This window comes from Rhodococcoides kroppenstedtii, assembly GCF_900111805.1.
In the GTDB taxonomy this organism is placed as follows: domain Bacteria; phylum Actinomycetota; class Actinomycetes; order Mycobacteriales; family Mycobacteriaceae; genus Rhodococcoides; species Rhodococcoides kroppenstedtii.
The window spans coordinates 74,307-87,029 of record NZ_FOJN01000009.1; the positions used below are offsets into that span (position 1 = coordinate 74,307).

5 protein-coding genes and 1 pseudogene are annotated in these 12,723 nt (G+C 70.4%); 4 read left to right on the forward strand and 2 right to left on the reverse strand.

Annotated elements, in window-relative coordinates; genetic code table 11:
- Nucleotides 1–107: 107 nt before the first annotated feature.
- Nucleotides 108–5,576, forward strand: coding sequence for an ATP-binding protein (locus BMZ18_RS11775; protein ID WP_068363996.1), 5,469 nt, complete (start codon nucleotides 108–110; stop codon nucleotides 5,574–5,576).
- A 90-nt stretch (nucleotides 5,577–5,666) separates the two neighbouring features.
- Here BMZ18_RS11775 and BMZ18_RS11780 read toward each other — a convergent pair whose 3' ends face one another.
- Nucleotides 5,667–6,470 carry a hypothetical protein gene (locus BMZ18_RS11780; RefSeq protein ID WP_074922204.1) on the reverse strand — a complete coding sequence of 268 codons (804 nt, stop codon included), beginning with the start codon at nucleotides 6,468–6,470 and terminating at the stop codon, nucleotides 5,667–5,669.
- Nucleotides 6,471–6,612: 142 nt separating this feature from the next.
- Between BMZ18_RS11780 and BMZ18_RS11785 the strand changes: the two genes are divergently transcribed.
- The 3 genes and pseudogenes from BMZ18_RS11785 to BMZ18_RS20320 form a co-directional block, all read left to right on the forward strand.
- Nucleotides 6,613–8,025 (forward strand): amino acid permease, encoded by a 1,413-nt coding sequence (locus BMZ18_RS11785; protein ID WP_068361274.1) that lies wholly within the window; start codon nucleotides 6,613–6,615, stop codon nucleotides 8,023–8,025.
- A gap of 59 nt (nucleotides 8,026–8,084) precedes the next feature.
- Nucleotides 8,085–9,830: an EAL domain-containing protein gene (locus tag BMZ18_RS11790; protein ID WP_068361276.1), complete on the forward strand. Its 1,746-nt coding sequence runs from the start codon at nucleotides 8,085–8,087 to the stop codon at nucleotides 9,828–9,830.
- Between the two features lie 100 nt (nucleotides 9,831–9,930).
- Nucleotides 9,931–10,071: pseudogene (locus tag BMZ18_RS20320) on the forward strand (GTP-binding protein); the annotation flags it as partial.
- A gap of 81 nt (nucleotides 10,072–10,152) precedes the next feature.
- Here the strand turns inward: BMZ18_RS20320 and clpB are convergent.
- The gene (clpB, locus tag BMZ18_RS11800) at nucleotides 10,153–12,699 is read right to left on the reverse strand and encodes an ATP-dependent chaperone ClpB (RefSeq protein WP_068103580.1); all 2,547 of its coding nucleotides are present in this window, start codon (nucleotides 12,697–12,699) and stop codon (nucleotides 10,153–10,155) included.
- Between the last annotated feature and the right edge of the window lie 24 nt (nucleotides 12,700–12,723).

Sequence of the window (12,723 nt, forward strand, 5' to 3'; positions counted from 1 at the left end):
TACGGTTCGAGGCCGTCACACTGGTCCGCGAGAGTCGACGAGGACACGCGGAAGCGAGCGTCGGCCAGACCACACCGAGACCCATTCCCTGACACCCGGCGGAGCGCATGTTCACACGTATTGCAGTTGTCAACCGAGGCGAGGCCGCAGTGCGCCTCATCCGAGCCGTACGCGAACTCAACGCCGACGCCCCGGAGCACCCCCTCACGGTGATCGCGCTGCACACCGACGCCGAGCGTCGGGCGATGTTCGTGCGCCAGGCGGACGAGGCCGTGACCCTCCGCAAGGCCGGCCCCGGCAACCCCTACCTCGACCACGCCGAGCTCGAACGCGCCCTGATCGAGGCGCGGGCCGACGCCGTGTGGGTCGGCTGGGGCTTCGTCGCCGAGGACCCCGCCTTCCGCGAGGTGTGCGACCGACTCGGCATCACGTTCATCGGTCCGACCGCCGAAGCGATGCGTCTGCTCGGCGACAAGGTCGAAGCCAAGATCCTCGCCGAGAAGGTGGGCGTCCCCGTCGCCCCGTGGAGTGGCGGTCCCGTCGAGACGCGTGCCGACGCGCGTCGTCACGCGGCGGCCATCGGCTACCCGTTGATCATCAAGGCGCGCAGCGGTGGTGGCGGTCGCGGCATCCGCAAGGTCTACGCCGAGGACGAGCTCGAGCTGGCGCTCGAGCGCACCCAGGGCGAGGCCGAGCGGTCCTTCGGCGACCCGGTGGTCTTCCTCGAGCGGCTGGTCACCGAGGCCCGCCACGTCGAGGTGCAGGTGATCGCCGACCAGCACGGCAACGTGTGGGCGCCCGGTGTGCGCGACTGCTCGATCCAGCGTCGCAACCAGAAGGTCATCGAGGAGTCCAGCTCGGCCGTCCTCACCGCCGAGCAGGCCGACCACCTCCGCGCGGTCTCCGCCGACCTGGTCCGCGCGGCGGGCTACCACGGCGCCGGCACCGTCGAGTACCTCTACCAGCCGGATCAGAAGATCTTCACGTTCCTCGAGGTCAACACGCGTCTGCAGGTCGAGCACCCCATCACCGAGGTCACGACGGGCATCGACCTGGTGAAGCTGCAGATCCGCACCGCCCGCGGCGAGAAGCTCGAGGGCGACTGCCCCGGCGAGTTCGGCCACGCCGTCGAGGCCCGCCTCAACGCCGAGGACGCCGACAACGGCTTCGCCCCGGCCCCGGGCAGCGTGCAGCTGCTCAAGTTCCCCCTCGGCTCGGGTCTGCGCGTCGACACCGGTATCGCCCAGAACGACGTCATCCCACCGGATTACGACTCCATGGTCGCCAAGGTCATCGCCTGGGGACGTGATCGCAGCGAGGCGCTCGCCCGCCTGCGGACCGCCCTGCGCGAGACCACCGTCGTCATCGACGGCGGCACCACCACCAAGTCGTTCCTCCTCGATCTGCTCGACCGCGAGGAACTGATCGACGCGACCGCCGACACCGGCTGGCTCGATCGCACCGGCGCCGGGACGGCCGACGGACCGACCCGTGTCGCCGACATCGCGCTCGTCGCGGCGGCCGTCGACGCGTACGACGCCGACGAGGCCCGCGAGCGCGCCAAGTTCCTGCTCTCCGCCCGCGGCGGACGCCCCCGCGCGAGCCACGACATCGGCCGCACGGTCGAGTTGAACTACCAGGGCCAGGGTTACCGCATCACGGTCGGCCAGATCGGTCCGCACCGTTACCTCGCCGTGGTCGACGGCCAGGAACTCACCATCGACCTCGAGCGGCTCGGCGAGTTCGAACGTCGCGCCGAGGTCGACGGCACGCGGTACTCGCTGGTGACGGTGCCCGGCCCGGCCGGCTACCTCGTCGAGGTCGACGGTGTCAGCCACCAGATCACGCAGGACGAGGCCGGCCTGGTCCGCGCTCCCGCACCCGCCGTGGTCGTCGCCGTGCCGGTCGCCGTGGGCGACGAGGTCGAGGCGGGCGCCACGCTGGTGGTGCTCGAGGCCATGAAGATGGAGACCGCCGTCCGCGCCACGACGGCCGGTCGGGTCACCGAGGTGCTGGCCACGGTCAACGCGCAGGTGGACAACGGTGCGGCACTGCTGCGGGTCGAGCCCGTCGGCGAGCAGGCCGCGGCGTCCACGACCGCGCGGGTGGAGTTCCGCACCCCGTGCAGCGACGTCGACCGCGACGACCGCGCCGCGGCGCTGGCCCTCCTCGACGAGGTGCGCGCGCTGATCGGCGGCTTCGACGTCTCCGCGGCGCGGGCCCACGCCGTGCTCGGCGAGTACGACGCGCTGCGCGGCGCCCTGCCGCGACGCGACGCCGATCTGGTGCGATCCGAGCTCGACCTGCTGACCACGTTCGCCGACGTGTGCGAGCTGACGCGCAACCGGCCGACGATGGACGAGGAAGGCACCGACGAGCGCGTGCACAGCCCGCGCGAGCACTTCCACGCCTTCCTCGGCTCGCTCGACCCCGACGTGCACGCGCTGCCGGACTCGTTCCGCGACAAGCTGACTCGCGCGCTGCGCCACTACGACAAGACCGATCTCGAGCGCGGCCGCGATCTCGAGGAAGCCGTCTACCGGCTCTTCCTCGCCCAGCAGCGCATCGAGAATCAGGTCCCCGTCATCGCCGCCCTGCTCGACCGCTGGATCGCCGACCCGTCGGTGGCACCGGACGCCACCCGTGACGTGGCCGAGGTGCTGGACCGGCTGGTCGTCGCCACGCAGGTGCGCTACCCGGTGATCGGCGACGTCGCCCGCAACCTCCGCTTCCAGCTGTTCGACGAGCCGCAGATCCGCAAGGCCCGCGAGCAGGTGTACGACGGCGTGCGGGGCTCGCTGCAGTACCTCGCCGAGCGTCCCGACGCGGACGATCACCAGGAGCGCATCGACGCCCTGGTGGCCACCGAGGAGCCCCTGGTCGAACTGCTGTCCCAGCGGGTCTCGGATCCGGGCGCGCTGCTCGAGGTCATCACCCGGCAGTACTACGAGATCCGCGACTTCGAGGACGTCAAGGCGTTCGATCGCGAAGGGCGGCACTACGTCTCGGGCACGTTCACGCTCGTCGGCGGCAAGGTCTCCCTCCTCGCCACGATGACCGATCGCGCCGGCCTCGCCGACACGCTCGACGCCGTCGCCACGACGGCCGGACCGGAGCCGCAGAACCTCGCCGTCGACCTGTACCTCTCGTGGGCCGACGCGCCGGAGGACGGCGACGCCCTGGCCGCCGATCTGCAGACCTCCCTCGCCGCGCACACCGCGGTCACCGGCTGGCGCCGGGTCACCGTCACCGTCTTCGGTCGCGGCACCGGCATCACGCACCAGGTCACCTTCCGCCCGACGGCGGACCGCTCCGCGCTCGCCGAGGACTCGTCGCTGCGCGACCTGCACCCGCTCACCGGGCAGCGTCTGGATCTGTGGCGCCTGAAGAACTTCGACGGCGTCCGCATCCCGTCGACGCCGGGCACGTTCCTGTTCGACGTCGTCGCCAAGGACAACCCGAAGGACGAGCGCCTCATCGCGCTCGCCGAGATCCGCGACGCCACGGTGCAATTCGACGCCGCGGGCAACGTGCTGTCGGTCCCGGCGATCGAGCGCACGCTGTCCGCGTGCCTCGACGGCATCCGTCGGGCGCAATCGCGTCGCGGCAACCGCCGTCTGGATCACAACCGCGTGGTGCTCTACGTCTGGCCGGTGCTGGACCTGCCGCTCGAGAAGTTGCGCACCGTCGCACGGCATCTCGCGCCGCTGACGGTCGCGGCCGGCCTCGAGGAGATCACGATGATGGCGCGGGTGTCGGTGCGTCCCGGCGCCGAGCCCACCCGCCAGGCCCTGCGGTTCTCCTACCGCCCCGGCACGGGCGTGGTCACCCGCATCACCGAGCCGCCCACCGAGCCGATGCGCCCGCTGGACACCTACACCCAGAACGTGCAGCGGTCCCAGGCCCGCGGCACCGTCTACCCGTACGAGTTGATTCCCGTGCTCACCAAGCGCGACGGATCGTTCACCGAGTACGACCTGGACGAGACCGGTGCCCTGCAGCCCATCGCCCGGCCGTACGGCCAGAACACGGCCGGCATCATCGTCGGCCTGATCTCCACGCCGACGGCGCTGTACCCCGAGGGCATGACCCGCGTCGTGCTGTTCGGCGACCCGACCAAGGCGCTCGGCACCGTCGCGGAAGCCGAGTGCGCCCGCGTCGTCGCCGCCATCGACCTCGCCGAGGAGATGGACGTCCCCGTCGAATGGTTCGCGCTGTCCTCCGGCGCCACCATCTCCATGGACTCGGGCACCGAGAACATGGACTGGGTCTCGCGCGCCCTGCGCCGCATCATCACGTTCACCCAGGCCGGTCACGAGATCAACGTGGTGGTCGCGGGCATCAACGTCGGCGCGCAGCCGTACTGGAACGCCGAAGCCACGATGCTCATGCACACCAAGGGCATCCTGGTGATGACGCCCGAGAGCGCGATGGTGTTGACCGGCAAGCAGTCGCTCGACTACTCCGGTGGCGTCTCCGCCGAGGACAACTTCGGCATCGGTGGGTACGACCGCGTCATGGGCCCGAACGGGCAGGCGCAGTACTGGGCCCCGAACCTCGGTGCTGCGTGCGACGTGCTCTTCGCCCACTACGAGCACGCGTACCGCGCACCGGGCGAACGCTTCCCGCGTCGTGCCGCCACCACCGACCCCGTCGACCGCGACGTGCGGACGTACCCGCACGTGCACCCGTCGAGCGACTTCGAGACCGTCGGCGACATCTTCTCCGCCGAGCGGAACCCGGAGCGCAAGAAGCCCTTCGACATTCGCACGGTCATGCGCTCGGTGGTCGACCAGGACCACGCGGTGCTCGAGCGGTGGGCCGACATGGCCGACGCGGACACCTCCGTCGTCTTCGACGCTCACCTCGCCGGCTACCCGGTGACGGTCGTCGGCATCGAGTCCCGCGCCATCGCCCGCAAGGGATGGTTCCCGACGGACGGGCCGGACCAGTGGACGTCGGGAACGCTCTTCCCGCGTTCGTCGAAGAAGACCGCGCGAGCGATCAACGCGGCCAGCGGAAACCGTCCGCTGGTGGTGTTGGCCAACCTCTCCGGCTTCGACGGCTCGCCGGAGTCCCTGCGCAACCTGCAGCTCGAGTACGGCGCCGAGATCGGTCGCGCCATCGTCAATTTCGACGGCCCGATCGTCTTCTGCGTGGTCTCGCGCTACCACGGCGGTGCGTTCGTGGTCTTCTCCGGAGCGCTGAACGAGAACATGGAGGTGCTCGCGGTCGAGGGCTCCTTCGCCTCGGTGCTCGGCGGTGCCCCCGCCGCGGCCGTGGTCTTCACCCGCGACGTCAACAAGCGCACCGCCGGCGACCCGTCGGTGCGTGACCTCGAGGCGCGGATGAACGACGCCGAGGACGACGCGGAGCGCGCACGACTGCAGGTCGAGCTGTCCGCGACCCGCACCGCCGTGCGGTCGCAGAAGCTGGGCGAGGTGGCCGCGGAGTTCGAGGCGGTGCACAACATCGAGCGTGCCCGCGAGGTCGGGTCGGTCCACCACATCGTGGCCGCCGCCGAACTCCGTCCGCAGATCGTCGCCGCGATCGAACGGGGTATGGCCCGGAGCTGACGCTCTCCCCTCCCCTGCCCCCGCCGGGCCCCGCCCCGGTGCGGGACGGGGCAGGGCGGGTCGGGGCAGGGCGGGTCGGATCAGGGCAAGTCAGAACCCGCCGCTGACGATGACCTCCGCGGTGATGGTGCCGTTCTCGAGCGGCGACCCTTGCACCACGACGGACGTGCCGGGCCGCAGATCACCGACGGACCCGGCGCCGAGGGCGAGGACCCGCGTCTGCGGGGTGGTCGCGACGGTCACCGTCGACCCCCCGATCGCCTCGAGCACCAGGGTCGTGCCGTCGTTGGAGACGATGCGTCCCACTGTCGCGCCCTGCGTCCCGAGCGCCTCGCCCAGACCACCGGGCAGCTGCTCGAGGCCCGGCACCGACGGCGTCGTCTCCGGTGCCGTGGTGGGCGGAACGGTGGTCGTGGTGGACGGCGCGGAGGACCGCGGCGTGATGGCGGGTGCGGCGGTGGTCGTCGACGACTGCGAGTCGTAGAGCAGCCAGGCTCCCAGCCCGACCAGGGCGATGACCAGGGCGGCGACGACGCCGACGATCAGTCCCTTGTTCGGCCCGCGACCGCCCCCACCGGACCCGTCGAGCGGCGGCGCCTCGCCGTACCGCTCGGGCGGGTACTGGCCGGGCGGGTACTGGCCGGTCGGATACTGCCCCGTCGCGTAGGGATCCGCCGGGTACTGGTCGGGTGGATACTGCCCCGTCGCGTAGGGGTCGGACGGGTACTGCCCGGCGGGCAGGGCCTCGGTGGGTCGGTAGCCGGTCTCGCCCCAGGCTCGGCCCGTTCCCTGCGACCCGTACGCCTCTGTCGGATCGGAGGTGTGGCCGAGGTACTCGGTGGGCTGATCGCCCCGGCCCTCGCGTCCGTCGCGGCCGTCGGATGTGCTGCTCATAGGGACGAGGGTAGGGAGCCGACGGCCCGACAATCACGTGCCCGGACGGGAATCGGGGCAAATGGGACGACTTCGGGCACCGGCGCGGCGGAGACGGGGCCGGTGTGGTCGACTCGGATTCTCACCTCTCACCAGGAGTGCCATGTCCACGGACCGGAGCCTCGATCCCCACACCGGATCGCTCGGGACCTCGCTGAAGCCCCGCCACGTCACCATGATCTCGATCGCGGGGGTGATCGGCGCGGGACTGTTCGTCGGGTCCGCGACGGCCATCAACCTCGCGGGGCCCGCGGTCCTGCTGTCCTATCTCTTCGCCGGTGTCCTCGTCGTCCTCGTGATGCGCATGCTCGGGGAGATGGCGACGGCCAATCCCGACACCGGCTCGTTCTCCACCTACGCGCACCGCGCGCTGGGGCACTGGGCCGGCTTCTCGGTCGGCTGGCTTTACTGGTGGTTCTGGGTGCTGGTCATCCCGGTCGAGGCGACGGCCGGGGCGTTGATCCTGAACTCGTGGCTCGGCGGCGAGCAGTGGATCTGGGCCCTGGCGATCACCCTCGCGCTGACGGTGACCAACCTGCTCAGCGTCGGCAATTACGGCGAGTTCGAGTTCTGGTTCGCGTTGATCAAGGTGGTGGCGATCGTCGCGTTCATCGCACTCGGCGTCCTCGCCATTCTCGGATTGCTGCCGGGCAGCAGCGTCAGCGGCGTGTCCAATCTGTGGGACAACGGCGGCTTCATGCCGTTCGGATTCGGCGCGGTGATCGCCGCGATGCTCACGACGATGTTCTCGTTCATGGGCACCGAGATCGTCACCATCGCCGCGGCCGAGTCCCCGGATCCGAAGAAGGGCATCACGCGCGCCGTCAATTCCGTCATCTGGCGCATCATGATCTTCTACCTGGGATCGATCTTCGTGATCGTGGCATTGGTGCCGTCGCAGGAACTCGACGCGCGCACCGGGTCGTACCAGTTCGTGTTGAGCGCCATGAACATTCCGCACGCGGACCGCATCATGGACGTCGTCATCCTCACCGCCGTCGCGTCGTGTCTGAACTCGGCGCTCTACACCGCGAGCCGCATGCTGTTCTCGCTGTCCGAACGCGGCGACGCCCCCGCGGCGGTCCGTCGGGTGTCCGGCCGCGGCGTTCCCTACGTCTCGGTGCTGGCGTCGACGGCATTGGGATTCGTTGCCGTCGTGGGCAATTACGTGCTGCCGGAGAAGCTCTTCGGCTACCTGCTCGCCACCACCGGGGCGGTGGCGTTGTTCGTCTACCTCACCATCGCGGCCAGCCAGCTGGTGCTGCGACGCACCCTCGACAGCGAGGGACGTCGGCCGCCGGTCCGCATGTGGCTGTACCCGTGGCTGACGTATCTCGCGATGGGCTTCATCGTGGTGGTCCTGGTGATGATGGCGATTCTTCCCGATCAGCGAACGGCCATCCTGTTCTCCGGCATTCTGGCCGCCGCCACGGTCGCGGCCGGAGTTCTCCGGCAACGGCACGGAACCTCGTCCGCGGCCGTCGACAACAGCGGCGAAACGACGGCGGCGCGGTAGTTTCGTCGCACCACCCGCGCAGCCCGCGTCGAGGTCAGGCCACCCGAAGCGAGTCCGACGTGATCAGTCAGCGGATCAGCCCCGATCCGGTTCTGTCGTTCCTGGTGATGACACCGAAACCGGCGGAGCGGTCGCGACTGATCATCGCCCTGGTGACCGTCCTCGTCGGCGCGTCCGGCCTGACGTTACTTCCGGCGGATGCCCTGCGACCGGGTGGGAACGTGGTGGTGATCGTTGCGGCGGCGACGACCCTCCCGGTGGCCGCGTTCTGGATCGCCGGGCGCCGGCCGCCGTGGTTCGAGACGGCCTTCGTCGCCTACGCCACGGTGGGTGTGGTCTCGGTGCTCGCGGTGTACTCCTCACCGTTCTCCGCGATCCCCTCGTGCTCGGCGCTGGTGCTGATCTCGATGTACGCGGCGGCGTTCACCTCGCCGCGCATCCTGCTGATCCAGGTGACGGTCTCGGCCGTCGTCCTGACGGCGTTCGCGGTGGGAGCCCTGACCTCGAACGTCGACCGATGGTTCGTGGTGACGCACCTGCTGTCGGTGGCGGCGCTCTTCGCCGCCCCCTTCGTGATGCGCTACTACGTGGCGTTCCTGCGACGTCAGGTGGACGAGTCGCAGCGCGATCCGGTGACCGGCCTGCTCACCCGGCGCGGGCTCTACAACCGGGTCACCGCCCTCGCCCGCGCGGTCCCGCCGGGACGGGCGCTCGGCGTCGTGACGGCGGAGGTCGTCGCCTTGTCCGACCTCGAGGAACGCTACGGACACGCCGTCGTCGACGATGTCGTGGTGGAGATGGCCGAGCGGCTCACGGCGTCGTCACCCGACGACGCCCTGGTCTCGCGTCTCGACGCCGACCACCTTCTCTCGGTCTTCCCGGTGACCGAGAATCGCGCCGAGTCCGCCGTGCAGCACGTCGCGGCGACGGTGACGACGACTCCGCTGCGCAGCGCACCCGCCGGCGTCCGTGTCGGGTCGGTCGTCGAACCCTTCACCGCCGCCGAGGATCCCGGCACACTTCTGCACCGCGCACTGTCGCGGGCGCAGGCCGCGATGCATCGAACCGCGCCGTCCCGGTCCGACGGCGACGTCCACCGCGCCGTGTCGACGTTGGTGGCCGACGGCGGGCCGCGCATCGTCTTCCAACCCGTGTGCGCCACAGCCGATCTCGCGATCGTCGGCTACGAAGCGTTGTCGCGCTTCCCCGCCGGCAGCGGATCCCCGGTCACGTGGTTCGCCGACGCCGAGACGGTCGGTCTGCGGGTGCAGCTGGAGATGGCCGCGATCACCAACGCCCTCCGCGACTCGACCGCGTTGCCGGCCGATGCTTTCCTGTCGGTCAACGCCTCGTCGGCCACGCTCGTCTCCAGCGAGCTGGCGGCGGCGATGACCGCCCACCTTCCCGTACGGCGGCTGATCCTCGAGATCACCGAGCACGACCGGATCGACGACTACGCGTCCGTGCGGGCAGCGATCGCGGCTCTGCGGGCGGCGGGGGTGGTGATCTCGGTGGACGACGTCGGGTCCGGGTACTCCGGACTGCGTCAGCTGGTGGAACTGGAACCCGCGGTGGTCAAGCTCGACGCCTCGATCGTGCGCGGGGTCGACCGCGACCCCATGCGACGCGCGGCGGCGGTGTCCATCACCACCTTCACGCGCGAGATCGGGGCGCGATCCGTCTTCGAGGGTGTGGAGACCGAGGCGGAGCTGGCCGTCGCCGCCGAGGTCGGAGCCGACATGGTGCAGGGATACCTGCTGGGTCGACCCGCGCCGCCACCTCTTATCGATAACCATTGTCGATAAGGGTACCGTGCCCGGCATGCCTGCACCCCTCCCCGTCACGGTCCTCGCCGAGATCTCCCGCGGTGACACCCTCGACAGCCGCGGCGCCGGCGTCGTCCCCGGTGACGATCGGTCCATCGCCGATCTTCTCGTCGACCAGGTCGAGTTCGCCGACGTCGTCCTGCTCACCAAGACCGACCTGGTCTCGGACACCCTCGCCGGGGCCACCGAAGCCGCCGTCCGCCGGCTCAACCCGGTGGCGGGCCCGGACACCTGGCGACGGTGGCCGGACCCGCTCCCACCCTGGACGGTGGAGACCCACCTGCACGCGGTGGGCTGATACTCAGGACACGACGAGCGTGTCGGCATCCGTGTCGACGTTCACGTGCACCGTGTCCCCGTCGGTGATCCGCCCGGCCAACAGCGCCTTGGCCAGCTGGTCGCCGATGGACTGCTGGATCAGACGACGCAGCGGACGCGCACCGTACTGCGGGTCGTAGCCGCGGACCGCCAGCCAGAAGCGCGCCGACGGCGACACGTCGAGCTCGAGCCGCCGCGCCGCCAGGCGGTGCTGCAGCTGGTCGAGCTGGATGTCGACGATGGACTGCAGCTGCTCCTCCGACAGCGGATCGAAGATGACGACGTCGTCGAGTCGGTTGACGAACTCGGGCTTGAACGCCGCCCGCACCGCCGCCATGACGTGGTCACGATCGCCGCCCGCCCCCAGGTTGGAGGTGAGGATCAGCAGGGTGTTGCGGAAGTCCACCGTGCGACCCTGACCGTCGGTGAGTCGACCCTCGTCGAGCACCGCCAGCAGGATGTCGAAGACGTCGGGATGAGCCTTCTCCACCTCGTCGAACAGCACCACGGTGTACGGCCGACGCCGCACGGCCTCGGTGAGCTGACCACCCGCGTCGTACCCGACGTAGCCGGGAGGCGCGCCGACCAGGCGAGCCACCGAGTGCTTCTCGCTGTACTCGCTCATGTCGATGCGGATCATCGCCCGCTCGTCGTCGAACAGGAAGTGCGCGAGCGACTTCGCGAGCTCGGTCTTGCCGACGCCCGTCGGGCCGAGGAAGAGGAACGATCCCGTGGGCCGGTTGGGGTCGGCGACGCCGGCCCGCGCCCGACGCACCGCGTCGGACACCGCCTGCACCGCCTCGTCCTGTCCGACGACCCGGCGACCGAGCTCCTCCTCCATCCGCAGCAACTTGGCCGTCTCGCCCTCGAGCATGCGTCCCGCGGGGATGCCGGTCCACGACGCCACGACGTCCGCGACGTCGTCGGGTCCGACTTCCTCCTTGAGCATGACGTCGCCCTGCGGGGCGCTCTCGGCGGTCTTCTCCGCGAGCTCCTTCTCGAGGGCCGGGATGCGGCCGTACCGCAACTCGGCGGCCCGGCCGAGATCGCCGTCGCGCTCGGCCCGCTCGGACTCGCCGCGCAGCGTCTCGAGCTGCTCCTTGAGGTCGCGCACGGAGTCGATGGCGTTCTTCTCGTTCTGCCACCGGGTGCTGAGCTCGGCCAGCTTCTCCTTGCTGTCGGCGAGTTCCGCGCGCAGCTTCTCGAGCCGCGAGCGGGACGCGTCGTCGGTCTCCTTGGCCAGCGCCATCTCCTCGATCTCGAGCCGCCGCACGACGCGCTCGATCTCGTCGATCTCCACCGGCCGGGAGTCGATCTCCATGCGCAGCCGCGACGCGGCCTCGTCGACCAGGTCGATGGCCTTGTCCGGCAGGAAGCGCGAGGTGATGTACCGGTCGGACAGCGTGGCCGCCGCGACCAGCGCGGAGTCGGTGATGCGCACGCCGTGGTGCACCTCGTACCGCTCCTTCAGGCCACGCAGGATGCCGACGGCGTCCTCGACCGACGGCTCCCCGACCACCACCTGTTGGAATCGCCGCTCCAGGGCGGCGTCCTTCTCGATGTACTTGCGGTACTCGTCGAGCGTGGTCGCGCCGACCAGCCGCAGCTCACCGCGGGCGAGCATCGGCTTGATCATGTTGCCGGCGTCCATCGCGGACTCACCGGTGGCGCCCGCGCCGACGATGGTGTGCAGCTCGTCGATGAACGTGATCACCTGGCCGGCGGAGTTCTTGATGTCGTCGAGCACGGCCTTGAGCCGCTCCTCGAACTCGCCGCGGTACTTCGCGCCCGCGACCATCGATCCGAGGTCGAGCGACACCACGGTCTTGCCGCGCAGGCTCTCCGGGACGTCGCCGGCGACGATGCGCTGGGCGAGGCCTTCGACGATGGCCGTCTTGCCGACGCCCGGCTCACCGATGAGCACCGGGTTGTTCTTCGTGCGGCGGCTGAGCACCTGCACGACGCGGCGAATCTCGGTGTCGCGCCCGATGACCGGGTCGAGCTTGCCGCTGCGCGCAGCCTCGGTGAGGTCGGTCGAGTACTTCTCGAGCGCCTGGTACGTGCCCTCCGGATCGGGGCTGGTCACGCGGGCACTGCCGCGCACCGCGGTGAACGCGTCCCGGAGCGCCTCCTCCGTGGCTCCCTGGTTCCGCAACAGCCGGGCGACGTCGGATTCCGCGCTCGACAGTCCGACCACGAGATGCTCGGTGGAGACGTACTCGTCGTCGAGTTCGGTGGCGAGGTGCTGCGCCGCGGTGATCGCCGCGAGGGCCTCGCGGCCGAGCTGCGGCTGCGTGGTGGAGCCGGTGGCCGTGGGCAGGCGATCGACCAGCGTCTGCGCTTCCTTGCGCACGACGCCGGGATCGACCCCGACGGCCTTCAGCAACGGACCGGCGATGCCGTCCGTCTGGTCGAGCAGGGCCACGAGCAGGTGAGCCGGGCGGATGTCCGGGTTACCCGCTGCGGAGGCCGACTGCAGGGCAGCGGTGAGTGCCGCCTGGGTCTTGGTGGTGGGAGTGAACGAGTCCACCGGTCACCTTCCTTCGTGTCGTGT